The sequence below is a fragment of the Collinsella sp. AF23-2 genome (assembly GCF_003459245.1).
In the GTDB taxonomy this organism is placed as follows: Bacteria; Actinomycetota; Coriobacteriia; order Coriobacteriales; family Coriobacteriaceae; genus Collinsella.
Genome location: NZ_QRVG01000008.1, coordinates 2,006 through 28,515 on the forward strand (window position 1 = coordinate 2,006; position 26,510 = coordinate 28,515).

Here is a 26,510-nt window from a genome sequence, read left to right on the forward strand (position 1 = left end):
GAATTGCGACATACGAGCGCTATTCATGATATCGATTAATTTTTATTAGCGACACGTGGATATCCCGCGGGCCCGATGCGGTCCCGCAAGATACCACGGGCGCACGGCGGATGCCTTGGCACAGGGAGCCGATGAAGGACGCGGCAAGCTGCGATAATCCCCGGCGAGGAGCACACATCCTTCGACCCGGGGGTCTCCGAATGGGCGAACCCATCCACAGAGGTGTGGATATCCCCACCCCGAACACATAGGGGCGGGGAGGACAACCCGGGGAACTGAAACATCTAAGTACCCGGAGGAGAGGAAATCAATCTCGAGACTCCCCGAGTAGCGGCGAGCGAAAGGGGACCGATGGCCAAACCGTCGAGCGGGCGTACCCGGCAGGGGTTCCGCCGACGGGGTTGCAGGGCCGCGCATCCGGGGGCTGCCGCCCCCGGGCGCAGGTCCGGCTGGGGAGCGGAACGGCATGGGAGGGCCGGCCGCAGCGGGTGACAGCCCCGTACGCGAACCCAGACCGGACGGCGCGACGCGGTCCCTGAGTAGGGCCGGGCACGTGAAACCCGGTCCGAACCTGGGTGGACCACCATCCAAGCCTGAGTACTACCCTGTGACCGATAGCGCACCAGTACCGTGAGGGAAAGGTGAAAAGCACCCCGGGAGGGGAGTGAAACAGTACCTGAAACCGTGCGCCCACGAGCAGTCGGAGCACCCTTGTGGTGTGACGGCGTGCCTTTTGTAGAATGAGCCAGCGAGTCGCTGGCGCGGGGCGAGGTTAACCGAAAGGGAGCCGGAGCGAAAGCGAGCCTTAACAGGGCGACTTGAGTCCCGCGCCGCGGACGCGAAGCCGGGTGAGCTATCCGTGGGCAGGCTGAAGCGGGGGTAAGACCCCGTGGAGGGCCGAACGCACGTCGGTTGAAAACGGCGGCGATGACCTGCGGATAGGGGTGAAAGGCCAATCAAACCCGGAGATATCTCGTTCTCCCCGAAATAGCTTTAGGGCTAGCGTCGCGCGTTCACCGCCGGAGGTAGAGCACCGGATGGACGAGGGGGCTTCGCCGCCTACCGAATCCAACCGAACTCCGAATGCCGGCGGCCCAGAGCGCGGCAGTCAGAGCATGTGGGCTAAGCTGTGTGCTCGAGAGGGAAACAGCCCGGACCGCCCGCTAAGGTCCCCAAGTTCCAGCCGAGTGGCAAAGGATGTGCGTCCGCCCAGACAACCAGGATGTTGGCTTAGAAGCAGCCATGCATTCAAAGAGTGCGTAACAGCTCACTGGTCGAGTGGACATGCGCCGACAATACACGGGGCTAAGCTGGACACCGAAGCGGCGGGATTTTGATTTTCAGAATCGGTAGGGGAGCTTCCCATGGGCGGTGAAGCCGCCGGGCGACCGGCGGTGGAGCGCATGGGAGTGAGAATGCTGGCATGAGTAGCGAGAGACGAGAGAGTAACTCGTCCGCCGTGAACCCGAGGTTTCCTGGGCAAGGCTAATCCTCCCAGGGTCAGTCGGGGGCTAAGGCGAGGCCGGGAGGCGTAGCCGACGCGCAGCAGGCAGACATTCCTGCACCGCGCACGCGGCGCTACGACCGACGGGGCGACGGATGGGGGTGGCTCGGCGGGGTTCTGGACGTCCCCGTGATGGAGCGCGGCCCGCGGACCAGGGAAATCCGGTCCGCAGGAGGGCGAGGCTCCGGACGAAGCGATTGAGCGAAGCGAGTGAGCCCGAGGTCCCTAGAAAAACCCCTAGGCAGGCGCGTGCGCGCCCGTACCGCAAACCGACACAGGTGGGTGGGTAGAACATACCGAGGCGATCGGGTCAACCATGGTCAAGGAACTCGGCACAATGGCCCCGTAACTTCGGGAGAAGGGGTGCCCGCGCGTACGTGAACGGACTTGCTCCGGGAGCGGAGGCGGGCCGCAGTGGAGAGGCCCAAGCGACTGTTTACCAAAAACACAGGACTCTGCAGAAGCCGCAAGGCGACGTATAGGGTCTGACGCCTGCCCGGTGCCGGAAGGTCACGCGGAGGAGTTAGCCGCAAGGCGAAGCCCCGAAGCCAAGCCCCGGTAAACGGCGGCCGTAACTATAACGGTCCTAAGGTAGCGAAATTCCTTGTCGGGTAAGTTCCGACCTGCACGAAAGGCGCAACGACTTGGGCGCTGTCTCGACCATGGACCCGGTGAAATTGCACTGGTCGTGAAGATGCGACTTACCCGCGGAAGGACGGAAAGACCCCGTGAACCTTCACTGCAGCTTGGCATTGGCCGCTGGTCCCGCGTGTAGAGGATAGGCAGGAGGCACAGATCCGGAGGCGCCAGCCCCCGGGGAGCCGCCCTTGGAATACTGCCCTCGCGCGACCGGCGTCCTAACCCGAGGCCGTCAACCGGCTCGGGGACCGTGCCAGGCGGGCAGTTTGACTGGGGCGGTCGCCTCCTAAAGGGTAACGGAGGCGCGCGAAGGTCCGCTCGGGACGGTCGGCAACCGTCCTTTTGAATGCAAGAGTACAAGCGGGCTTGACTGCGAGGCCCACAAGCCGAGCAGGTGCGAAAGCAGGCTCTAGTGATCCGGCGGCCCCGAGTGGGTGGGCCGTCGCTCAACGGATAAAAGGTACTCCGGGGATAACAGGCTGATCTTGCCCAAGAGTCCACATCGACGGCAAGGTTTGGCACCTCGATGTCGGCTCATCGCATCCTGGGGCTGGAGCAGGTCCCAAGGGTACGGCTGTTCGCCGTTTAAAGCGGTACGCGAGCTGGGTTCAGAACGTCGTGAGACAGTTCGGTCCCTATCCTCCGTGGGCGCAGGAGAATCGATGGAGGCTGCCCCCAGTACGAGAGGACCGGGGTGGACGCACCTCCGGTGAACCGGTTGTCGACCAACGGCACGGCCGGGTAGCCGCGTGCGGCGCGGATAACCGCTGAAGGCATCTAAGCGGGAAGCCGTTCCAGGGATTAGTTCTCCTTCCGGTAAGGGCCCAGGTAGACTACCTGGTCGATAGACGGCAGGTGCAAGGCTGGCGACAGCCTCAGCCGAGCCGCACTAATCGCCCGAGCTCTTCCGGAACCGCACCTCGCGGCCCGCGGGACTGAGCGCTCTGAAGCGCGGTCCGGGCACGAGGATGCCCCCGAGTCGTCTCCCCTATGCGCCATGCGGCCCCCAGGGCACGTAGATGAGACCCAGGACACCGTAACGGTGGGCGCCGCCCACCGGTCAGCGGCCAGAGCATGGGGGGCACGCCCGGTCCCGTTCCGAACCCGGAAGCTAAGCCCCATCGCGCCGAGAGTACTGCGGGGCCAGCCCGTGGGAGGCCAGGGCGCCGCTGACCGGTGGACGGCACCGAGCCGTACGCTTGACTTGAAGAAGGGGGGAGGCCTCGCGGCCTCCCCCCTTTTTGCGTTTTATAGAGAGCTGTAATACAAGAACTCGCCTTCTTTTAGCTTGTCTTACTGTTTGGCTGTATTTTGAGTCCTTCTTTTGTATTTGCGCGATAATAACTCCCATTGGCGTTAGGGAGGACTTGATGTTTACCGTTTTTGTCTTGGGCAATATTGCTTCGGGTAAGTCGACTGCCTGCCGCTATCTCGAATCTCATGGCGCCATGCTTATCGATCTGGACGAGCTTGCCAAATCGCTGTATGTGCCAGGCTCCGATATCGTCAATGCCCTCGCGGAAGAATTTGGCTGGGATATTTTGGACGAGGAGGGAGGCGTTCGCCGTAACATCCTCGCTTCTCGAGCTTTTGTTTCTCCTGATGCGGTCGCGAGGCTCAATAGCATTGTGCACCCCGTTCTCATTGAACAGCTTTCGCTTAGGATTCTCGATCCGGTTTGTTGTACGGTTTCATCTCCCCGTTATCCCTTTGCGGTTGTCGAGGTTTCTGCTCCGACTGGTTTTGAGGATGCATTTGGCTTGGCTGATGAAATTCTGGTCATTAGCGCCCCTTTGTCAGTTCGTCGCGAGCGTGCTATTCAGCGTGGCATGGAGCCATCTGATTTCGATGCCCGTTCTGCTTGCCAGCCCGATGAGTCTGCGCTGTGCAATCTCGCTACAACGGTGATTGATAATGCCGCAGGCGATAATTCGCTCTTTGAGCAGCTTGACTCATGGCTTGCATGCCATGGGTTTATAGACACTGCGAATAAGGAGGATGCCGATGCCTAAGACACGTTTCTTTGCGTGGTATCGCCTTATACCGCTGGCTGCCGTTTTTGCCTTCGGCCTTATCTCATTCGTTTACTCGTGTGCTCCTGCGGCTTTCTTTAAGCCGCTGTATCCCATTGACTACGAGGCGTATGTAAAGCAATCTAGTATTTCGCATAATCTGGATCCGTATCTGGTGTGCGCTGTCATTAAGTCGGAATCGAATTGGGATCCCGAGGCTGAGTCGAATCAGGGTGCTCAGGGATTGATGCAGCTGATGCCCGAGACTGCCCAGGATATGATCGCCAAGGGTCTTGTCGACGGTGGGGGGTATTCGGCCGACAACCTTAACGATCCCGCTACGAACATCGAGTTTGGCTGTGCGTATCTTTCGTATCTTCTAACGTATTTTAACGGGTCGACTGACAGCGCCATTGCCGCCTATAACGCCGGCATGGGCAATGTTGACGGATGGGCGCAGCAGAGCACGTCGCTTCATAATGCAATCACCTTTCCCGAGACGCAGGCGTATCTGATTCGTGTCAATAATGCCTGGGTTCGCTACAAGACCCTCTATCCCGATCGGTTCGTATAGGACTATACCTGCCGCCTGCGTATACTGCAGATATATGAGTTAGGAGTATCCATGGCGGAATTTGAAGTTGAGCGTGTTGGAGGAGAGCTCAAACGTTTTGGCGTTGAGGGCTCTGCGGTGCCGTTTGAGGTCGTGTCTCCATACGAGCCCGCTGGTTCCCAGCCTAAGGCCATTGAGTCGCTTGTGCAGGGCGTGAGGGACGGAGATCGCTATCAGGTTTTGCTGGGCGTGACTGGTTCGGGCAAGACCTTCACGATGGCTAAGACTATTGAGGCCCTGGGGAAGCCGACGCTGGTCATGGCTCCCAATAAAACGCTCGCCGCTCAGCTTGCGAGCGAGCTCAAAGAGTTCTTTCCCAACAACGCTGTGGTCTACTTTGTCTCGTACTACGACTACTATCAGCCCGAGGCGTATGTGCCGCAAAGCGATACATATATCGAGAAAGACTCCTCGATTAACGAAGAGGTCGAGATGCTGCGACATCAGGCGACCGCATCGCTGCTCTCTCGACGCGATGTGATCGTTGTCGCATCGGTCTCGTGTATCTATGGCATTGGCTCTCCTGAGGACTATGCGGGTCTGGCTCCAAACGTCGACAAGAAGGTGCCGCTCGAGCGTGATGACTTTATCCATGCACTTATTGACATTCAATATGATCGCAATGACTATGACCTGGCACGCGGCACGTTCCGCGTGCGCGGCGATGTTGTCGACGTGTATCCGCCTTATGCCGAGCATCCGTTGCGGTTTGAGTTCTTTGGCGACGAGGTTGAGCTTATTGCCGAGATCGATGAGGTTACCGGTGAGATGCTTCGTGAGTACGAGGCCATCCCCGTATGGCCGGCATCGCACTACGTGACCGAGAAGCCGAAGGTCAAGGCGGCTCTGAAATCAATCAGTGAAGAGTGCGAGAAGCGTGTGGCCGAGCTCAAGGCGACCGACAAGTTGCTCGAGGCACAGCGTCTGCAGCAGCGCACCGACTATGATCTCGAGATGCTCGAGACCATGGGTTTTTGTAACGGTATCGAGAACTACTCGCGTCATCTGGACGGTCGCAAGCCGGGCGAGCCGCCGTTTACCCTGATCGATTACTTCCCTAAGGACATGCTCTGCATCATCGATGAGAGCCATGTGACGGTGCCGCAGATTCGCGGCATGCACGAAGGTGACCGCTCGCGTAAGGTGACGCTGGTGGAACACGGTTTTCGCCTTCCTTCGGCACTCGATAACCGCCCGCTTCGTTTCGATGAGTTTGAGGCAAGGATCCCCCAGTTCATCTACGTTTCGGCCACGCCGGGCGACTACGAGCTGCGGGTGAGCCAGAACGATGTTGAGCAGATTATTCGTCCGACCGGCCTGCTCGATCCCAAGATCGATGTGCGTCCGGTTCGCGGTCAGATTGACGATCTTGAGGACGAGATTCGCGAGCGCGTTGCCCGCAAGGAGCGCGTGCTGGTGACCACGTTGACCAAGCGCATGGCCGAGGACCTGACCGACCATCTGCTTGATGCGGGCATTAAGGTCAATTACATGCATTCTGATACGGCGACAATGGACCGTGTCGAGATCCTGCGAACGCTGCGCGAGGGCAAGATCGATGTTCTCGTTGGCATCAACCTGCTTCGCGAGGGCTTGGATCTTCCCGAGGTCTCACTGGTGGCAATTCTCGATGCCGATAAGGAAGGCTTCTTGCGCAACCGCCGTTCGCTGATTCAGACGATTGGCCGCGCGGCCCGTAACGCCGATGGCGAAGTCATCATGTATGCAGACGTTGTGACCGATTCGATGAAAGAGGCCATCGAGGAGACGCAGCGCCGTCGCGAGATTCAGATGGCATATAACGAAGAGCATGGCATTGTGCCCAAGACGGTGCGCAAGGCCATCAACGACATCTCAAGTTTTATTGCCGAGGCCGAAAAAACCGTGGGTTCCAAGGGACGCTCGAAGGGCGACTCTCTTGGCCATGGCGCATTCTATACGCCCGATGAGTCGGGCGAGGGTGGCGTGCCGGAAACGGTGGCGCCCGAGCAGACACTTGCGGAGCAGTTGGAAGAACTGCCGCATGACGAGCTCGTGCGGATCGTCGAAACCATGGAAGAGGATATGCGTAACGCTTCTGCCGCCATGGACTTTGAGGAGGCGGCGCGCCTGCGCGATGCCGTCGTTCAGATTCGGGCGATGCTCGAGGGTGCGTCTGAGGACGAGACGATCGAGCGCTTACGTTCGCAGGCTCGCAAGGGTTCCACGTTCGCATCGGGCAGAAAACGCCAGGGTGCACGGTTTAAGAAATAGCGAACATGCCCCGAGTTCCCTGCGGAGCTCGGGGCATGCGTCTTTTGCGCGCTGGAATTCGTGCGTTAGAGGTCTGCGATCAGGGCTTCGGCACAACGGATGCCGTCGGTGGCGGCGCTCATGATGCCGCCGGCATATCCAGCTCCCTCACCGCAAGGGTAGAGGCCCGGGGTCGACACGGCATGGCATGTTCGGTCTCGGGTGACGGTGACCGGTGAGCTCGAGCGAGTCTCCACGCCGGTAAGGACAGCATCGGAGCGGTCGTAGCCTCGTAGCTTTTTTCCAAGTAGGGGAAGTCCTAGGCGGAGCGACTCGACGATATGTTGCGGCAGGGCTTCGTCAATTGCCGTCCAGGTCACACCGAGCGGATAGGTGGGCTTTACCTTTCCGGGCGCCTTGCTGGCGCGTCCTGCGAGGAAATCTCCGACGAGCTGTGCCGGTGCGTTCCAGTTGGAACCGCCCAGGCGGTAGGCGGCCGCCTCGCAGGCGCGCTGGAGCTCGATGCCGGCGAGTGGGTCATCGTTGGGAAGGTCCTCAGGCGTGACGTTAACGAGCAGGGCGGCATTTGCGTTGCGTCCGTCGCGGGCATTGAGACTGGCGCCGTTGACGCACAAGTGGCCCTGCTCGGAAGAGGCGGCGACAACCTGCCCGCCGGGACACATGCAAAACGAGAACACGCTGCGGCCGTTGGGAAGATGGGCGACGAGCTTGTAGGGGGCTGCTCCGAGGGCAGGATGTCCCGCCGAGGCTCCGAATTGGGCTCGGTCGATGTCGCGCTGCGGATGCTCGATGCGAACGCCCATGGCAAAGGTCTTTTGTGCGAGGACCACGTTGTGGTCCTTAAGGAGCTCAAAAATATCGCGAGCAGAATGCCCGCAGGCGAGGATGAGGTGCTTTGTCTCGATTGGCTCGCAAGCGGTGTCTTGGGACGATTGGACATCAATACCGGTGATGGCGCCAGACGCGTCGATGCGAATGTCGACGAGCTTCGTTCGATAACGGACGACACCTCCGAGCTGCTCGATGCGCTGGGATATAGCGGTGACGACCGTGGGAAGGATGTCGGAGCCAATGTGCGGCTTGGCATCCCACAGAATATCGCGGGGCGCACCCGCCTCGACGAAGGTTTCGAGGATAAGGCGATGGGCGGGATTTTTGGTTCCCGTATTGAGCTTGCCGTCCGAGAAAGTCCCCGCGCCGCCCAGGCCAAACTGGATATTGCTCTCGGGGTCGAGGATGCGCTCCTTTAGAAAGAGGTCGATCGCCCGCGAGCGGCGAAATGCCGGGTCGCCGCGCTCGATGAGCAAGGGCTTAAGACCTGCTTCGGCGAGCGTAAGCGCAGCGAAAAGGCCGGCGCATCCGGCGCCGACAACGACAGGGCGTTCTTGAGGCGCGTCGGAGGCGGGGGAGGGGAATGAAGGCTCATCGTCTTCTATCGCGCGTACGCGCGAGCGGTCACGCTCGGCAACGCTGTCGACCGCTTCTCGCTCGAGGTGGGGACTAGTCAGCTCAACAAGAAAACTCAGGATAAAATGGACGTCTCGTTTTTTGCGAGCGTCGATTGACTTGCGGTGGAGCTCGATGGACTTGATCTCGGAGTCCTTGCAACGTAGGACGCGCTTGGCGACTCGCTTGCCAACAATGAGACAGGCATTTTCATCGCCGGCTTCATCGAGCGACGCGTTGACTTGGGTGATTTCAATCATCGAGGTCTCCTTAGAGGCAAGAAAGAGGCCGTCCGGTATCCCAGACGGCCCGAATGCGTTTTTGATTATAGACTGCGCGGCTACAGGCTGCTTGCAGCGCGAATGCCCGAGATCCAGGCCCACGCAAGGTTAAAGCCTCCGCAATCGGCGTCGATGTCGAGCGCTTCACCGCAGACGTAAAGCGGGGCGTCGACAACGCTGCGCGCGCGTAGACTGGGTGTCGAGATGCTCTCGACAGATATGCCACCACGCGTGACCTGCGCCGAGCGCTCATCGGTCGTTCCCTCGGCAAACAGCTTAAAGTGCTTGAGAATCGAGACCAGGTGGATGACATCGTTGGAGCCTGGATGGCACTGCTCGAACGCTGTGCAGACGACGTGGGAGAGTTGCGGGGCGAGCATGCCGTCGAGCCAACGGGGATCGCGGGGTGAAAAGCCGCCGAGCAGCTCAATGCGCCGGTTGAGCTGCTCGAGCAATTCGTCTTTAGAGAGGTCGGGGAAAACGTCGAGCAGGATCGTATCGCCGCGCTGGATACGACGGGAGAGGTTGAAGACAGCGACGCCCGAGATGCCGAAGGTTCGAAACAGCACTTCACCGTCTTCGTGCCAGAGCTCATTATGATTGCGGGCGAGCGTCAAGCGGGCGCGGACGCGCAGGCCGTCCAACGTCTTGAGTGCCGCCCGATCGCCAACGACCGTTGCCGATACGGGGCAGAGGATGGGGCGCAGCGAAGTGAGGGGAAGGCGAAACGTATCGGCGATGTCGGTGGGGTTGCCGCCCGTGGCGATAATTACGGCATGTGCCTGCAGGGTCTCGTTCTTGCGAGGGACATCGGCGAGCGCCTTCCGAAGCGAGCGGAGCTCCGATTTTCGGTCGTCGTGCTTTTTTGCCTTGAGCGCCCGCGCTGGACGGTCTATTTGGAGTGCCCAGCCTTCGGAAGCTTTGTGCGCCGAGGCAACGTTGGCTCCGCAGATTAAGGTGATACCTAGGCGGTCGCAAACGCTGAGAAGCGCGTCGCGCACCGATTCGGCACGAAGGGAGCGCGGATACAGCCGGCCCTCCTCGGAGGTCGTCATGATGCCCAGCGAGGAGAAGAAACTGCCGAGCTCTTGCTCAGGCTGGGGACCCATGACGGATTCGACGAATGCGGGGTGGTTGTACCGCTGGAAATCAATTGATTCGTTGGAAAGGTTGCAGCGGCCGTTGCCGGTCGCAAGGAGTTTAAGGCCACAGGCAACATCGCGCTCAACGATGCAGGCGCTTTTGCCTGCGCGTGCGGCAGTAATGGCGGCGGCGAGACCCGAGGCCCCGCCGCCGATTACCAAGACGTCATAGGAGGCGTTTGTGTTCACTTAGGCCTCGGCGGTCTCGTGCGGGGCAATGGCCTCGACGGCAGAGACGGCCTTGGGCAGCATGCCATCGGGCAGCGCGGTCTCGACTTCACCCTTATCGCAGGCCTCGGCGAGTGCCGGATTGATGGGAAGCTGCCCTAGGATCTCGAGGTTGTAACGCTCGGCGACCTCGGGGAGCTTGCTCTTGCCAAAGACTTCGATCTTCTTGCCGCAATCGGGGCACTCGATATAGCTCATATTTTCGACGATTCCCAGAATGGGGACGTTCATCTTCTCGGCCATGTTGACCGCCTTGGCGACGATCATCGAGACCAGATCCTGCGGGCTCGTGACGATGACGATGCCGTCGACGGGCAGCGACTGGAAGACGGTGAGCGCGACGTCGCCTGTTCCCGGAGGCATGTCGACCAGCAGGTAGTCGATGGGACCCCACGAGGTCTCGCTCCAGAACTGCCTAATGGCGCCTGCGATGACCGGACCGCGCCAAAGGACGGGGTCGGTCTCGTTTTGGAGCAGCAGGTTGGAGCTCATGACCTTGACGCCGTGCTCGGAGATTTCGGGCAGCATAAGGTTGCCAAGGGCATGGACGTGGCGTCCGCTCATACCGAACATCTTGGGGATAGAGGGACCGGTGATGTCGGCATCGAGGACGCCGACCTTGTGGCCGTGACGGGCAAGCTCGGTGGCGATGGCACCGGTGACAAACGACTTGCCGACACCGCCCTTGCCGGAAAGCACGGCGATGACGCGTTTGACCTCGGACAGCGTGTTCTCCTCAAATTGCGACGGCGACGTTTGTCCGCCGGCGGCCTGTGCGTGCTCGCAACCCATGTGTGACTCCTTTGTAAATGTTGGGGCCGGGGCCCCGTGATGTGACACGAGCGTCATTGTACCCTCGTTTGCGAGCGGGAGTCATTTGCGATGCGTTTGGGCCGAGCGCGCTTACAATACGATGGGCCCAAGCGAATGGGCGGGCTTACTGAACTTTGCTAGCAAACTCGAGGTACTGCATGCGCTGCAGCTTGTCGATCGTCGAGGCGTATGGGCTGTCTTCAGATTCCAAGTCGTAGCGCAGCCCGTCGGCGCCGAGATAGCCGGCGACATTGATGGTGGGCACATCTGACCTTGTTGCAAGCAGAGCCTTTTGATAGTTGGTGAGCGGGGCGCCGATCTTATTAAGGGTAATGGCCGCAATCTCGTTTGCCCCGACGGTATCGTAGACGTTGAGCTCGGTATTGCCGGCGATCTCATAGTTAGCCCAGACGAGATATGTCGACTGATAGATACGGAAAGCGTGGCTTGCCGTATCTTCCTGAGGGTACAGCTCGTCGTTGAGAGTCGTTGCGGCACTCGGCTGATGGTCGCCAAAAAAGACAAGAACAACCGGTCTGCCGATATTGCGGAGCTCGTTGATAAAGTACTCGAGGTCCCGGTCGGATGCGTTGATGCAGGTGAGATAGGTGTTGAGCGCGCTATTGGCACCCTCGCTGGCTCCCTCGACCCAATAGTTTGTCAGCTCTTCGGCGGGAACGGTGCCATAGTCGTAGCCGCCGTGATTTTGCATCGTGACGTCAAAGATGAACTGCGGCGCTTCGTCGGTTCTAAGCAGGTCGAGTATCTTGTCGTAGGTGGCGTAGTCGCATACGCCGGCATGGTAATAGGGCGCACCTTCGAAATCGCCGATTGAAAGAAAGTCTCCAAAGCCCAGCTGCTGATAGATTTTATCTCGATGGTAGTTGACGGGGTTTTGCGGGTGCATAGCGGTAGTGGTATACCCAAGCTCTTTAAGGTCCTTTGCCAGGCTGTTTACGCCATTCATCTGATACAGCTGATAGGGGATCTTGCCTAATCCGACAAAGGCCGTTGTCGCTCCGGTCAAAAATTCGAATTCGGAGTTCGCCGTTCCGCCACCGGCGACCGAAGCGAGCATGGTGCCGCGAACAAGTGTGTCGGGAAGCGAGTTGTAGAATGCGGGGCCGAAGTACCCGGCCGCCTGGAGCTGCTCAAAGCACGAAAGGTCGCTAAAACTCTCGTTCATGACGGCAACAATCGTCGGCTTGATTTCATTGAACTGGGCAACGGCCGCCGCGCGCTGTTCGCTCGAGCCATATGTGCTGTCGTAGACGGCGGCGAGCTCCTGCTCGATGCTCTGCGCCTCATCGGGCGTATAGTCTTCGGGCTTCTCAATGGGCAACTCGTTGACCATTTCGGTGAACGAAGTGATAAAACCCTGAGACGCATACGTGGTGATGGGCTGCCAACGGTCAAATCCAAAATCCAGCGCCTGCTCCAAGTCGATGTTGGAAAAGCCTGAGAGCCCCACAACGGTCACTAGCAGAAAAGCACAGAGGTTAGCGGCGATAGCGGGGAAGACATGGGTGGGCGTACGGAGCTTTCGCGGTCGGATGAGCGAAAGAAGCCCCAGGGAAATCTCCAGCAGGGCGAGAGAGGTTACGATTCCGGCGGTAAAGGTAAACTCGTATCCCTCGCTCACTTCCATTGCGGTGCCAAGGGCCAAGATATCGCTTGGCAGGATGGCTTCGCCTTTAAACGTTATGACGAAGTGCTCGGCAATGCCAAGGACGCAACAGACGACGGGCACGAGGACCATGACGCCTCCATGACGCTGTCCCAGCAAATAAAGGGAGAGCAGAACCGTCGCGAGCAACCCGACGGAAAACCCGAATGAGTTGGCGGGAATGCGATAGAACGTTTCGTTGCAGGCAATTTCGATTGAAACGAACGAGAGCGCTGAAACAGCGGCGATGACAAGGATGTCGCGGCAAATACAGGCAACCGTTCCCGTCGCAAGGTCGGTTTGGTCGATAAGTCCCGAAACCAAGGGCTCGACAAGAAGCATGACGGCGGCAGCACCGAGCGCCGAATAAGAAAGGACCCATAGGGAGCTGCCCTCATTTACGAGCGATTGATTCGTAATCCATGCAGCTACCACGCCGAGCGGGATGAGGAGCGTCGCGCACCAAAAGACGCGGGCAATGGGTGGCTTTTCGTTGCGTTTGATTGAAAAATACACGCGCACGACGACGGCGGCCACGATAAGGACGGCGATGAATATGGGCAGATTGGCCATGTCGCTCGAAGTGATTTCAAGGGGGATATCTTCGGTCATGGACGTTCCTCTGGTACAGCAAATTAAGTTCAGTATTAGATTACTGTAACCTTTCCACGGCATTTCGAGAAACAAAGCGCCCGATACGCAAAGCTAAAGGTCTGCGAATCTTGTATTACGAACATCTGTGCGCGTCGAGTGCGCTAAACTCATCGGCAGTATGATTCGATGCAATAGGAGGCAAGGAGCTTCCATGTCTGATTCCTCTATCGTTATTCGCGGCGCTCGTGAGCACAACCTCCGTGATATCGATGTTTCCATTCCGCGTGACCAACTCGTGGTCATTACCGGTCTTTCTGGCTCGGGCAAGAGTTCGCTGGCATTCGACACTATCTATGCCGAGGGCCAGCGTCGATACGTCGAGAGCCTTTCGAGTTATGCGCGCCAGTTCTTGGGCCAGATGGACAAACCCGACTTGGATTCAATCGACGGCCTTTCGCCGGCGGTGTCGATCGACCAAAAGACGACATCTAAAAACCCTCGCTCGACGGTTGGCACCGTAACCGAGATTTATGACTATCTGCGCCTGCTGTTCGCCCGTGTGGGCACCCCGCACTGTCCCGAATGCGGGCGCGTCATTGAGCGTCAGACGACCGATCAGGTTGCCGACAAGGTCTTGGCGGCGGGGGAGGGCCGCCGCGCGTTTGTGCTGGCACCGGTGGTGCGCGGGCGAAAAGGCGAGTACACCAAACTGTTTGAGGACCTTCGCGCCGAGGGCTTTAGCCGCGTGCGTGTCGACGGTGAAGTGCGCTCGCTCGACGATCCGATCGATCTGGACAAGAAGTTCAAGCACGATATCGAGGTCGTGGTCGATCGCATCGTGATCCGTGAGAACTCTCTGGGCCGTATCGCCGAGTCTGTTGAGCAGGCGACTGCGCTGGCGCACGGCAATGTGAACGTATACTTGCTGCCCGACCGCGACGCTCCCGAGGGGACCGAAGGCGAGTTGCTGGAGTATTCGCTGGCGTTAGCGTGCCCGGAGCATGGACACTCCATCGATGACTTGCAGCCGCGTGACTTCTCGTTCAACGCGCCCTATGGCGCGTGCCCCGAGTGCGATGGCCTGGGCTTTAAGAAGACGGTCGACGCCGAGGCCCTAATCGAAGACCCCTCGAAGTCGATCGCCGACGGGGTCTTTGGCAGCCTGTTTGGCAACTCTAACTACTATCCGCAGATTTTCGCTGCGGTTTGTAAGCACTTCAAGGTGAGCGTCGATACGCCGTGGGAGGATCTGCCTCCGCGGGTGCGTCGCGCGTTTTTAGACGGCATGGGCGACCAGAAGATTTCGGTCGACTATCAAAAGCTCGATGGGCGCCGTAGCCAGTGGGACACCAAGTTCTCGGGCGTGCGCAATATCCTGTACGAGCGCTATACCGAGACGACGAATGAGAACACCAAGGCGCGCTTGGAGAAGTACATCCGCGAGGAGCCGTGCTCGAGTTGCCATGGTGCTCGTCTGCGCCCCGAGATGCTCGCCGTTACCGTAGGCGGTAAGTCCATTTACGAGGTCTGCTGTCTATCGTGCCGCGAGTCGCTCGAGTTTTTTGAGGGCTTGGAGCTTACCGAGCGCCAACAATATATCGGCGGGCGCATCGTTAAGGAAATCCTGGAGCGCCTGCGCTTTCTGGTCGATGTCGGACTCGACTATCTGACCCTCGACCGTGCCTCGGCGACGCTTTCCGGAGGCGAAGCCCAGCGCATTCGCCTGGCAACGCAGATCGGCGCCGGCCTCATGGGTGTGCTGTACATTTTGGACGAGCCGTCGATCGGCCTCCATCAGCGCGATAACGAGCGCCTGATCAAGACGCTTGAGCGCCTACGCGATATCGGCAATACCGTCATCGTCGTCGAGCATGATGAGGATACGATTCGTGCTGCCGATTATGTGATCGACATGGGCCCCGGCGCGGGCGTGAACGGCGGATACATGGTCGCCGCGGGAACGCCTGCCGATATCATGGCGTGCCCCGATTCGATGACGGGTGCCTACCTGACCGGCAAGCGAATGATTCGGGTTCCCGATGAACGCCGCAAGCCCGGTCGTGGCTGCCTTAAGATCACGGGCGCCCGCGCCAACAACCTCAAAAACGTTACCGCCAAGATCGAGTTTGGTACGCTTACGGTTGTTACCGGCGTGTCGGGATCGGGCAAGAGCTCCCTGGTTACCGACACCATTGCGCCTGCCCTTACGAATGCCATTCACCGTTCGACGCGCCCTGTGGGTCCGTATAAGAAAATCGAGGGCATCGAGTGTATCGATAAGGTTATCGATATCGACCAGTCGCCGATTGGCCGCACGCCGCGTTCCAACCCTGCTACGTACATTGGCCTGTGGGATGATCTTCGCGCGTTGTTTGCGAGTACGCCGGAGTCGAAGGCGCGCGGCTACTCGCCGGGACGTTTCTCCTTTAACGTGAGCGGCGGTCGCTGCGAAGCATGCAAGGGCGACGGACAAATTAAGATCGAGATGCACTTCCTTCCCGATATCTATGTCCCCTGTGAGGCCTGCGGCGGCAAACGCTATAACCGCGAGACGCTTGAGGTCACCTACCGTGGTAAGACCATCTCTGACGTGCTCGACATGAGCGTCACCGAGGCGCTGGCCTTCTTTGGGAATATCCCGCAGATTAAGCGCAAGCTCCAGACGCTGTACGATGTAGGCTTGGGCTACGTGAGCCTGGGCCAGCCCGCCACGACGCTCTCGGGCGGCGAGGCGCAGCGTGTGAAGCTCGCCAAGGAGCTTCATCGACGCCAGACGGGCAAGACGTTCTATATTTTGGACGAGCCGACGACCGGCCTTCATTTTGAGGACGTCCGCCAACTGCTCGATGTGCTGCAGCGCTTGGTCGATGCGGGCAACACGGTGCTGGTGATTGAACACAACCTTGATGTCATCAAGGTTGCCGACCGCCTGATCGATATGGGCCCCGAGGGCGGTAACGGCGGCGGAACCGTCGTGGTTTCGGGCACACCGGAGCAGGTTGCAGACTGTCCGCAGAGTTATACGGGCAAGTTTTTGGCGCCGTTGCTCAGGCGTGACCGGGAGCGTCAGGCTCAACTTGATGCTCAATAAATAGGCGATTCATTTTATGGGCGCCATCGACTCCTTGTGATTCGATGGCGCTTGCTGTGTCGAAGTGACGTATGCAGCCGAATTGGACATATACTTAATCCTTGCGTCCGAATGCGAGGGAAAGGATATGTCATGGCAAAGGCTGTAAAGACGCTAAAAACCAATGCGATGCGCGAGCTGGAAAGCGCCGACATTTCCTATGTTCTACATACGTACGAAGACGATGGTGATGAGTCGGCGGGCCTGGGGGTCGCGATTTCGGAGCAGCTTGGCGAGGAGCCCGGTCAAGGATTTAAGACCTTGGTCTGCGTGACGCCGTCCAACGACCATGTTGTGTGCTGCATCCCTGTTGCCGACGAGCTCGATCTAAAGTCCGCCGCGCGTGCCGCGGGGGAGAAGTCCTTGGCCATGATGCATGTGAAGGATTTGCTTGCGGCGACTGGCTACGTTCGCGGCGGCTGCAGTCCGGTCGGTATGAAAAAACGCTACCGGACGCTCATTGATGAGACATGTGTCCTTTGGGATACCATTTTTATTTCGGGAGGCAAGCGTGGTTATCAGCTCGAGCTTGCACCCGATGATTTAATTGCATTTTGCGGGGCGACGGTTGCCGCGATTACGAGAGAGGACTGAGCGATGCCGCAGGAAGAATTGAAGTGCGGAGCTCATTTTGCAAAAGAATCTGCGCCTCAGACACCCTCATCTGAAGCTTCTTTGTCGCGAGATGACACTGACGACATGGGCTCGTCGGACTACTCCACGGTTGGTCGTTCCGCCGGGCTTATGACCATCCTGACCATCGTGTCTCGCGTCACCGGTTTTATCCGCACGTGGGCAATGGCGGCCGCTATCGGCATGTCGCTACTCTCGTCCTCCTATCAGGTCGCCAACAACCTGCCCAATATGCTCTACGAACTCGTGATGGGCGGCATGCTCGTGACGGCGTTTTTGCCCGTGTACATGGGCGTGAGGCGTGAGCAGGGTCGCGAGGCCTCGAACGAGTACGTGGGCAACCTGCTCGGCATTCTGCTTTTGGTGCTGGGTGGCATTTCGTTGCTGGGGACCGTGTTCGCCCCGGGCTTTATCTGGACGCAATCGTTTCTTTCGGGTGACGGCGGCAGCATGGATACCGCTGCGTTCATGTTCCGTTTCTTTGCCATCCAGATTCTGTTTTATGGTTTGGGCTCGGTGTTCTCGGGCGTTCTCAACGCACACCGCGACTACTTCTGGTCGACGTTTGCCCCGGTCCTCAACAATGTGATCGTCATTGCGAGCTTTATGGGTTTTGCGCCCGTGTCCGCACAGTTTGGCGAACGTGCCGGCATCATCTTGATTGCGGCCGGTACGACCCTCGGTGTCTTTGTTCAGATGGCATGTCAGATCCCCGCGCTTGGCAAGCACGGCGTGCATCCCCATATCCATATCGACTTTAAGGACCCCGCACTGCGCCAGACGATTGCGCTCGGTATCCCGACGCTGCTCGCCACGGTGTGCATGTTTGTCTCGACTTCTATCACCAACGCTGCCGCGCTGGTGGTCCAGCCCGAGACTGGTCCTTCCGTCATAGCCTATGCGCGCCTGTGGTACACGCTGCCCTACGCGCTGATTGCCGCCTCGCTTTCGACGGCGCTCTATACCGAGCTCTCTCACGACGCACAGGAGAAGGATTACGACAGCGTTCGCACGGGCATTTCGCGTGGCGTCGCCCAGATGCTGTTCTTCCTGGTTCCGTTCGCGCTGTACCTGATTGTCTTCGCGCGTCCGCTCAACATGATTTACTGTGCCGGTAAGTTTGATGAGTCCGGCGTGGCGCTGGTGTCCGAGTTCCTTGTCTACCTGGCGTTCTCGCTGCCGCTCTACGGCGTGGTCGTGTTGATGCAGAAGAGCTTCTCTGCCTTGCTCGACATGAAGCCCTATAGCCGCTATTGCCTGTATTCCGCCATCGGCCAGGCCGGCTCGGTGCTGCTGTTTGGCGTTGTGCTGGGCTTCGGTATGCCGGCAATCGCGCTTTCGTATGTCGTTGACTACATGATCTTGGTCGGTTGTTCGCTGTGGTGGCTGCGTCGTCGCCTGCGTGGCCTTCAGGTCAAATCTATCCTGCATGGCGGGTTCTTTGGCCTTTTTCTTGGTGGCCTGGGTGCTGCCGCAGGCGCCGGCGTCATGTGGGCACTCGAGCACTTTGTCGGAGTGCTTGGCAGCTCGATCCTAATTACCCTGGGCTACGTTTGTGTTGCAGGCGTCGTCTCGCTTGCTGTAACTTTTGGTCTTGCCTTCGTCTTTAAGATGCCCGAGGTCTCGGCGCTGCTTCGTCGCGAGTAGGTACGCGTGGCAGGTCACGACAACATTCCAACGCTTGCCGAGCAGGTTTCGCGCGTTCCCACGCAGCCCGGCTGCTACCTTTGGAAAGACGCCAAGGGCGATGTCATCTACGTGGGCAAGGCGAAAAACCTGCGCGCCCGTATGCGTCAGTACGTGACGCTGCAGGACGAGCGCCAGAAGATCCCGCTGATGATGCAGCTGGTGGCGAGCTTTGACTATATCGTGGTGGAGACCGAGCACGAGGCGTTGGTGCTCGAGCGCAATTTGATTGGTCAGTACCATCCGTACTTTAACGTCGACCTCAAGGATGACAAGAGCTACCCCTTTATCGCCATTACAAAGGGCGACCTGTATCCCGCTATCAAATACACGCGTGAGCGTCATAAGCCGGGAACGCGCTATTTTGGACCTTATACCGATAGCCGCGCGGCACGTGAGACGATAGATACGCTGCGCAAGGTTATCCCCATCTGCTCCGCATCCTGTGCGGAGTGGCGTCGTTGTCGCCGTATCGTCGAGTCCCACAAGGGCGAGGAAGACATCGTCAATATGATTTGCGCGCAAAACGGGCGCCCCTGCTTTGACTACCATGTCGGGCGCGGCCCGGGTGCGTGTGTCGGCGCGATTTCCCCGGCAGACTATGCCAAGAACGTCAAGCGTGTCGAGCACTTTTTGTCGGGCCATCGCAAGGATGTCGTCGATGAGCTGACCTCCGAGATGACGGATGCCGCCGAGGCGCTCGACTTTGAGCGCGCGGCACGCGTCAAACGTCGTTTGGAGGTCATCAGGGGTCTGGACGATCGTCAGCAAGTCGTTTTTCCCTCCAGTGTCGATATAGATGTCATCGGTTTCTATCGCGAGGAGACCATCTCCGCCGCTTGCGTCTTCGTCGTTCGCGAGGGCCGAACAGTTCGCACCTGCGAGTTCATTCTCGACAAGGGTCTTGATGTTGACGAGGAAGAGCTCCAGTCGGGCTTTCTTAAGCGCTATTACGACGAGACGGCTGATATTCCAGCTGAGGTCAACCTTTCCGTCGAGCTTGAGGATGCGGAGGCGCTGGGGGAGTGGCTTGCGGGCAAGCGCGAGCGCTCTTGCCATCTCCATAGGCCGCAGCGCGGCGAAAAGCACCGCCTGCTCGATATGGCTTCCAAAAATGCGCGCCATGCCCTCATGCGCTACATGATGCGCACGGGGTATGCTGACGATCGCACCAATCAAGCGCTCCTGGAGCTCGAAAGTGCACTGGCGCTGCCTGCGCCGCCGTTGCGCATCGAGTGCTTCGATATCTCGACGTTGCACGGCACTTTTACCGTCGCTTCTATGGTGGTATTTACCAACGGCCGTGCCGACAAGGGCCAGTATCGTCGCTTTAAAATTCAGGCCGAATTGGACGAGGCAAACGACTTCGTGTCGATGTCCGAGGTTTTGGGACGACGCTATGCTCCCGAGCGCATGGCCGACGAGCGCTTTGGCTCGCGCCCCGATTTGCTCGTTGTCGATGGCGGTAAGCCGCAATTAACCGCTGCGATCAAGCAACTTGAGGCTCTTGGGCTCGATATACCAGTTTGTGGTTTGGCAAAGGCCGATGAGGAGGTTTTCGTGCCTTGGGACGAGACTCCCGTCGTGCTGCCGACCGGGTCTGCCTCGCTCTATCTAATTAAACAGGTGCGCGATGAGTCCCACCGATTTGCTATCACGTTCCATCGTGAATTGCGCGACAAGGCCATGACAGTTTCGGTACTCGATGACGTTCCTGGCGTGGGGCCCACCAGAAAACGTGCCCTTATGCGCCATTTTGGCTCGATGAAGCGTTTGCGCGCGGCGAGCGAGCAGGAGATTGCAGAAGTTCGAGGCGTTCCGGCCGATGTCGCCAAAGCGGTCCACGAGGCACTTGTTGCGTGGAATGCCGAGCGCTCCGAGATGGCGGCAAAGCAATCCGAAAACTAAACACGCCTCTAAACAACTGATATACATGATTGCGTGATTTTCAATCATTAATTTCACGGCGATTACCAGCCGATTTCGGGTTTTATTAACGCTAAAACGTTTGACTAGCCATGGTGAACAACCCTGCTATCCTGCGGGTTGACGAAGACTGATATCTCACCTCGTCTATACATACTGTCTGGCGAATCGTTTGTCAATGAATTCGGTGAACGGTAGTAAATACCGTTCAAGCGTATGTATGTATCGGTCGCCGAGCGCGGCACCTCAGTTGGGCTCGTCGGTAGGTAAGGTATATATCGTCCGCAAGTTGCGCGGGGGCACGTCTAGGTGCTCCCGGGTAAGATTCTCTATTGATAGGAGAAGACATGGCCATCATCAACAAGGGTATGTCCAGGCGTTCGTTCCTCGGCCTCACCGGCAGCGTCGCTGCTGTCGCGGGGCTTGGTCTCACCGGCTGCGGTGGCAGCTCCAGCGACGAGGGTTCCGCTTCCGGTTCCACCGATTCCGCCAACCGTGGCGGCGGCGTGATCACCGCTGGTTCCGCTTACGCTCCGTCCAGCTTCGATCCCGCCAGCACCGGCTCCGCTGTGGGCCTGGGTGCTAACTGGCACGTCGTCGAGGGCCTCTACGGCATCGATTACCACGACTACAGCACCTTCAACGAGCTCGCCACCGACGATCCCAAGTCTGTGGACGACACCACTTTCGAGGTCACCATCCGCAAGGGTGCCAAGTTCTCCGATGGCACCGAGGTCACCGCTGACGATGTCGTTGCCTCCTACACCGCTTGCGCCGCTTCCGCTACCTATGCTCCGTTCTTCCAGCCCTTCGAGTCCATCGAGGCCAAGGACGCCAGCACCGTGACGGTCAAGACCAAGGTCCCCAACTTCTCCCTGCTCAAGGATCGTCTGGCCATCGTCCGCGTTACCCCGGCCACCCAGACCGAGGAGGATCGCGCCAAGCAGCCGATCGGCTCCGGCCCCTGGATGTACGACTCTATCTCCGATACCGAGATCACCCTGGTTCCCAACCCCGAGTACAACGGTGAGTATGCTGCCGAGGATAAGAAGATCCAGTACAGCATCCTGACCGACCCCACCGCTCGCGTTACCGCTCAGCAGGAGGGCTCCACGCTCGTTATGGAGCTCGTTACCGCTGACGCCGTCGACCAGCTCGAGAGCGCCGGCTGCAAGATCGATAACGTTCAGGGTTTCGGCACCCGCTTCATCATGTTCAACGTCGCCAAGGAGCCTTGGAACAACGTCAAGGTCCGTCAGGCTGTCATGTATGCGCTCGACACCGAGAAGATGGTCAGCAACACCTTCGCCGGCCTTGCCACCGCTGCCAGCTGCTACCTGCCCAAGAGCTTCACCAACTATCATGAGGCTTCCACGGTGTACAAGACCGACGCCAAGAAGGCTAAGAAGCTCATCGAGGAGTCTGGCATCACCCCGGGTGCCATCACCCTGCGCACCACCGACAACGAGCAGATTAAGGGCATGGCCGCCCAGGTCAAGAACGACCTCGACGCTCTCGGCTTCGATGTGACCATCCAGACCGATACCTCGCCGGCCACCTACGCTGCCATCGACGGCGGCGAGGCCTACGATATCCTCCTTGCCCCTGGCGATCCTTCCTGCTTCGGCGCCGACCCCGACCTGCTGCTCAACTGGTGGTACGGCGACAACGTCTGGATGCAGACCCGTTGCCCGTGGAAGGAGTCCGCTGAGTGGCAGAAGCTCCACGGTCTCATGGACGAGGCTCTTGCCGCCGAGGGCGACGAGCAGCAGAAGAAGTGGAACGAGTGCTTCGACATCATTGCCGACAACGCCGTTCTGTACCCCGTTGTCCACGTCAAGACCGTCTCCGCTTCCTGGGACGATCCGTCCACTGCGCCCAACGGCGAGGCCCTCGATGGCTTCAAGGGCATCGGCACGACGAGCATGTCCTTCAGGGGCGTTGCGACCGTCAAGGCGTAAGACTCGCTTGAGTCTGTATGCAGGATGTCGGTCGTTGGGACCGTATCCTCATAGTTGAAACAAAGACCCGGGCGACCTCGATGTCGCTCGGGTCTTGTAATGAGTATCCGTACTCATATACCAGTTGGTCCTACCGACAAAAGAAAGGGGAGAGAACGTGAACAACTTGCTACGTTTGATTGGAAGGCGTCTTGTGGCGCTGCCGATCATGGCATTGGGCGTCACCGTCCTGGTGTTCTTCCTTATGTCGTTCTCCAAGACCGACCCCGCCTACACGGCGTTGGGTGACGGTGCCTCGCCCGAGGCGGTTGCCGAGTACCATGAGAAGTATGGTCTGGACGACCCCTGGCCCGTGCGCTACGTGCGCTATATGGGCGATTTGATCCATGGCGACATGGGCACCTATGGTGCTGCTCGCAACTCCGTTGCCAAGCGCATCTCCACGGCCCTGCCCGTCACGATGCAGCTGACCTTCATCGGCCTTGCCATCGGTGCGGTCGTTTCGTTTTTGCTCGGCGTCATCGCGGCACTGTATCGCGACAAATGGCCGGACCAAGTGATCCGCGTCTTTTCCATCGCCGGCTTGGCAACCCCGTCGTTCTGGCTTGCCGTTCTGTTGATCCTGCTGTTCTCTTCCTACCTTAAGGTGCTCCCGGCATCGGGTGCTCTGCCTCACTTCACCACGAATCCGGCTGGTTATCTGGGCCGCATGATTATGCCCGCCATCGCCTTGGCATTTCCGCTGACGGGCCAGATGACTCGTATCGTGCGTACCGCCATGGTCGAGGAGCTCGACAAGGACTATGTCCGTATGGCTCGCGGCGCCGGCGTTCCCGAGAAGGTCGTCGTTGGCATCAACGTACTTCGCAATGCGCTGATCACCCCGGTCACCACCCTCGGTCTTAAGATCGGTTACCTCATGGGCGGCGCCGTCGTCATCGAGGTTATCTTCAACCTCCCCGGCATGGGCACCGCGATCCTGCAGGGCGTTCAGGGCAACGAGGCGAACCTGGTTCAGGGCGTCGTCATCGTCGTTGCTCTTGCCTTCATCATCATCAACATCGTGGTTGACATGCTCTACCTGCTCATCAACCCGCGCATCAGGACGGTGTAGATTATGGTAAAGATTCGAGAGAAGCAAACCGAGCAGCTCGAGAAGGCTGCCTCCAAGGGGCTCAAGCTCGGTGGCTGGAAGAAGATGACGCTGTCTTCTAAGATTGCCGCCGTCGTGTTGGTGCTGGTCGCCCTGACTGCGATTCTGGCACCCCTTCTTGCCCCCTATAGCCCGGTCGAGATCTTTACGGCTCGCCAGGCTCCCGGCAACGGATTTATCTTCGGTACCGACGATAAGGGTCGCGACATTCTGTCGCGCATGCTCTACGGTGGTCGTTACTCGCTGATTATCGGCTTTGGCGCCACTGCCATGGCTCTGGTCTGCGGCTCGGTCGTGGGCGCCCTTGCGGCGGTTTCGCGCAAGGCCGTTTCCGAGACGATCATGCGTATCCTGGACATCATCATGTCTATCCCGGGCATCGCCCTCGCAGCCGTCTTCGTCTCCATCCTGGGCAACTCCGTGCCGTCGATCATCTTCGCCATCGGCTTTATGTACACTCCGCAGATTGCCCGTATCGTGCGCGCCAACATCGTGTCCGAGTACGGCGAGGACTATGTCCGCGCGGTCATCGTTTCCGGCGCCAAGGCTCCGTGGATTTTGATCAAGCATGTTCTGCGTAACTGCATCGCCCCGATCATGGTCTTCACCGTTACCCTGGTCGCCGACGCCATCATCTTCGAGGCCTCGCTGACCTTTATCGGCGCTGGTATCCAGGAGCCCACCGCTACCTGGGGCAACATCCTCGCCGACGCCCGCGGCGGCGTGCTCGCTGGCCGTTGGTGGCAGGCACTGTTCCCGGGTCTGGCCATCATGATCACCTGCCTGGCGCTCAACATCCTCTCCGAGGGCATTACCGACGCCATGGCCGCTGCTCCCTCCGCCGCCCTGGATCCGACCGATTCCTCCAAGCGTCGCGAGGCCGACCTGCTGGTCTCCGACCCCGTTCGCGCCTACAAGGAGCAGGCCCAGTCCCTCTCCGCTCGCCTTGGCGCCCTGCGCGATGTCGAGCTCAAGCGTGACGATCGCCATGTGCCTGACGAGTCTGTCGAACCGATTCTCTCGGTCCGTGACTTCTGCATTCAGTTCGAGCACCACGGCGATATCAACGTCGTCGACCATGTCAACTTTGACGTCCGTCCTGGTCAGACCATGGGCCTGGTGGGCGAGTCCGGTTGCGGTAAGTCCATCACCACGCTGGCCATCATGGGCCTGACCGACGATGACGAGCACCTTTCCGGCGAGGTCCTCTGGGAGGGCCGCGACCTGCTCAAGATGAGCAAGAAGGAGTGGTTCGGCCTGCGCGGTACCGATATCGCTATGGTCTATCAGGACGCCCTGTCCTCGCTCAACCCCTCCATGCTCATCTCTGCCCAGATGAAGCAGCTCACCAAGCGCGGCGGCACCCGCAGCGCCGAGGAACTTCTGGAGCTCGTGGGCCTCGACCCCAAGCGTACGCTCGAGAGCTACCCGCATGAGCTTTCCGGTGGCCAGCGTCAGCGTGTTCTGATTGCTATGGCCCTTACCCGCGACCCCAAGCTGGTCATCTGCGACGAGCCCACGACCGCTCTGGACGTTACCGTCCAGAAGCAGGTCATCAAGCTGCTCAACGACCTTCAGGCCAAGCTCGGCTTTGCCATGATCTTCGTCTCGCATGACCTGGCGCTGGTCGCCGAGGTCGCCCATAACATCACGGTTATGTATGCCGGTCAGGTTATCGAGCAGGCACCCACCAAGGAGCTGCTCACCAACCCGATTCACGAGTACACCCGCGGTCTTCTGGGTTCCGTTCTGTCCATCGAGAGCGGTTCGGGCCGTCTGCACCAGGTGCCCGGCGCCGTTCCGAGCCCGCGCGATTTCCCCAAGGGCGATCGCTTCGCGCCCCGCTCGAGCCATCCGCGTATTGGCCTGGACACCCGTCCGGTCTTCAAGCGCGTGCCTGGCACCGAGCACTTCTATTCCGAGCTCCCCGACGAGGTGCTCAAGGCAAATGGTTTGACCCCTCACGCGGAGGTGATGTAGATGAGCGAGACCGCAGTCAACGGCGTCGAGCCGATCATCTTCCTTGATGACGTTCACGTCACCTTTAGGACCCGTACCGGCTCGATCCTGCACCCCAACCTGGTTCACGCCGTCCAGGGTGTAACGATTAAGCTCATGCCCGGACAGACCATCGGCATCGTCGGCGAGTCCGGTTGCGGTAAGTCCACCACCGCCAACGTCATGTGCGGCCTGCAGGCCCCCACGAGCGGCAAGGTCTACTTTAAGGGCAAGGACGTTACCAAACGTACCGCCGAGGACCGTCGCCACATGGGTCGCGTCATCTCGGTCGTGTTCCAGAACCCGGCCACGGCGCTCAACCCCCGCATGGTCGTTCGCGAGCAGCTGCTCGATCCCATGCGCGTCCACAACTTGGGCACCGAAGCCGAGCAGGAGAAGCGCGTCAAGGAACTCCTGGAGCTCACCGGTCTGCCCAGCTCCGCCGCCGAGGTTCTTCCCGGTCAGCTTTCGGGCGGCCAGCGCCAGCGCGTCGCAATTGCCCGTGCCCTGTCGCTGAACCCCGATGCCATCATCGCCGACGAGCCCACCTCGGCTCTGGACGTTTCGGTCCGCGCGCAGATTCTGAACCTGCTGACCGACCTTAAGAAGGAGCTCGGCCTGGCCATGGTGTTCATCAGCCATGACATCCAGACGGTCCGCTATATCTCTGACGACATCATCGTTATGAATGGCGGCAAGATCGTCGAGCAGGGCGAGGCCAAGCAGGTCTTCCAGCACCCCCAGGACCCCTACACCAAGATGCTGCTCGGCGCTGCGCCGTCGCTGCTGCATCCCAAGCTCGGCGAGTAGCCTCGCTTTCCCTCCCGTGCGC

General features: G+C 59.4%; 15 protein-coding genes and 2 rRNA genes. 13 read left to right on the top strand and 4 right to left on the bottom strand.

Translation table 11 applies throughout. The annotated features are described in order from the left end of the window. Positions 1 to 83: 83 nt before the first annotated feature. From DWY03_RS04710 to uvrB, 5 genes are all read left to right on the top strand, one after another. A 23S ribosomal RNA gene (locus DWY03_RS04710) occupies positions 84 to 3,056 on the top strand. Between the two features lie 146 nt (positions 3,057 to 3,202). Further along, a 5S ribosomal RNA gene (rrf, locus tag DWY03_RS04715) occupies positions 3,203 to 3,318 on the top strand. Between the two features lie 195 nt (positions 3,319 to 3,513). Continuing rightward, a complete protein-coding gene (coaE, locus tag DWY03_RS04720; RefSeq protein WP_117635947.1) occupies positions 3,514 to 4,155 on the top strand; it encodes a dephospho-CoA kinase in 642 nt (213 codons plus the stop codon). Then, complete coding sequence (locus DWY03_RS04725; RefSeq protein WP_117806848.1) at positions 4,148 to 4,729, top strand: lytic transglycosylase domain-containing protein; 582 nt, start codon at positions 4,148 to 4,150, stop codon at positions 4,727 to 4,729. The genes coaE and DWY03_RS04725 overlap by 8 nt, the downstream gene beginning before the upstream one ends. A 51-nt stretch (positions 4,730 to 4,780) precedes the next feature. Continuing rightward, positions 4,781 to 7,021, top strand: coding sequence for an excinuclease ABC subunit UvrB (gene uvrB / locus DWY03_RS04730; protein WP_117840025.1), 2,241 nt, complete (start codon positions 4,781 to 4,783; stop codon positions 7,019 to 7,021). Between the two features lie 65 nt (positions 7,022 to 7,086). Here uvrB and DWY03_RS04735 read toward each other — a convergent pair whose 3' ends face one another. The 4 genes from DWY03_RS04735 to DWY03_RS04750 all read right to left on the bottom strand — a co-directional run bounded on the left by DWY03_RS04735 (position 7,087) and on the right by DWY03_RS04750 (position 13,209). Continuing rightward, a complete protein-coding gene (locus tag DWY03_RS04735; RefSeq protein WP_117840026.1) occupies positions 7,087 to 8,727 on the bottom strand; it encodes an NAD(P)/FAD-dependent oxidoreductase in 1,641 nt (546 codons plus the stop codon). Between the two features lie 80 nt (positions 8,728 to 8,807). Continuing rightward, positions 8,808 to 10,079, bottom strand: coding sequence for an NAD(P)/FAD-dependent oxidoreductase (locus tag DWY03_RS04740; protein WP_117840027.1), 1,272 nt, complete (start codon positions 10,077 to 10,079; stop codon positions 8,808 to 8,810). After that, positions 10,080 to 10,910 carry an Mrp/NBP35 family ATP-binding protein gene (locus DWY03_RS04745; protein WP_117840028.1) on the bottom strand — a complete coding sequence of 277 codons (831 nt, stop codon included), beginning with the start codon at positions 10,908 to 10,910 and terminating at the stop codon, positions 10,080 to 10,082. Between the two features lie 145 nt (positions 10,911 to 11,055). Continuing rightward, positions 11,056 to 13,209, bottom strand: a complete 2,154-nt coding sequence (locus tag DWY03_RS04750) for an LTA synthase family protein (protein WP_158549377.1) — start codon at positions 13,207 to 13,209, stop codon at positions 11,056 to 11,058. A 193-nt stretch (positions 13,210 to 13,402) separates the two neighbouring features. Between DWY03_RS04750 and uvrA the strand changes: the two genes are divergently transcribed. The 8 genes from uvrA to DWY03_RS04790 all read left to right on the top strand — a co-directional run bounded on the left by uvrA (position 13,403) and on the right by DWY03_RS04790 (position 26,488). Beyond that, positions 13,403 to 16,282, top strand: coding sequence for an excinuclease ABC subunit UvrA (gene uvrA, locus DWY03_RS04755; RefSeq protein WP_117840029.1), 2,880 nt, complete (start codon positions 13,403 to 13,405; stop codon positions 16,280 to 16,282). A gap of 132 nt (positions 16,283 to 16,414) precedes the next feature. Beyond that, the gene (ybaK, locus tag DWY03_RS04760) at positions 16,415 to 16,915 is read left to right on the top strand and encodes a Cys-tRNA(Pro) deacylase (protein ID WP_117840030.1); all 501 of its coding nucleotides are present in this window, start codon (positions 16,415 to 16,417) and stop codon (positions 16,913 to 16,915) included. Between the two features lie 81 nt (positions 16,916 to 16,996). Further along, complete coding sequence (gene murJ / locus DWY03_RS04765; protein WP_231500775.1) at positions 16,997 to 18,601, top strand: murein biosynthesis integral membrane protein MurJ; 1,605 nt, start codon at positions 16,997 to 16,999, stop codon at positions 18,599 to 18,601. A 6-nt stretch (positions 18,602 to 18,607) separates the two neighbouring features. Next, positions 18,608 to 20,548 carry an excinuclease ABC subunit UvrC gene (uvrC, locus tag DWY03_RS04770; RefSeq protein ID WP_117840031.1) on the top strand — a complete coding sequence of 647 codons (1,941 nt, stop codon included), beginning with the start codon at positions 18,608 to 18,610 and terminating at the stop codon, positions 20,546 to 20,548. A 365-nt stretch (positions 20,549 to 20,913) separates the two neighbouring features. Beyond that, positions 20,914 to 22,527 (top strand): ABC transporter substrate-binding protein, encoded by a 1,614-nt coding sequence (locus tag DWY03_RS04775; RefSeq protein ID WP_035138897.1) that lies wholly within the window; start codon positions 20,914 to 20,916, stop codon positions 22,525 to 22,527. Positions 22,528 to 22,684: 157 nt separating this feature from the next. Beyond that, positions 22,685 to 23,641, top strand: a complete 957-nt coding sequence (locus tag DWY03_RS04780) for an ABC transporter permease (RefSeq protein ID WP_055251823.1) — start codon at positions 22,685 to 22,687, stop codon at positions 23,639 to 23,641. A gap of 3 nt (positions 23,642 to 23,644) precedes the next feature. Next, entirely contained in the window at positions 23,645 to 25,660 is a 2,016-nt protein-coding gene (locus DWY03_RS04785; protein WP_035138893.1) for a dipeptide/oligopeptide/nickel ABC transporter permease/ATP-binding protein, read from the top strand. Then, positions 25,661 to 26,488 (top strand): ABC transporter ATP-binding protein, encoded by an 828-nt coding sequence (locus DWY03_RS04790; protein ID WP_006236159.1) that lies wholly within the window; start codon positions 25,661 to 25,663, stop codon positions 26,486 to 26,488. The last annotated feature ends 22 nt before the right edge of the window (positions 26,489 to 26,510 follow it).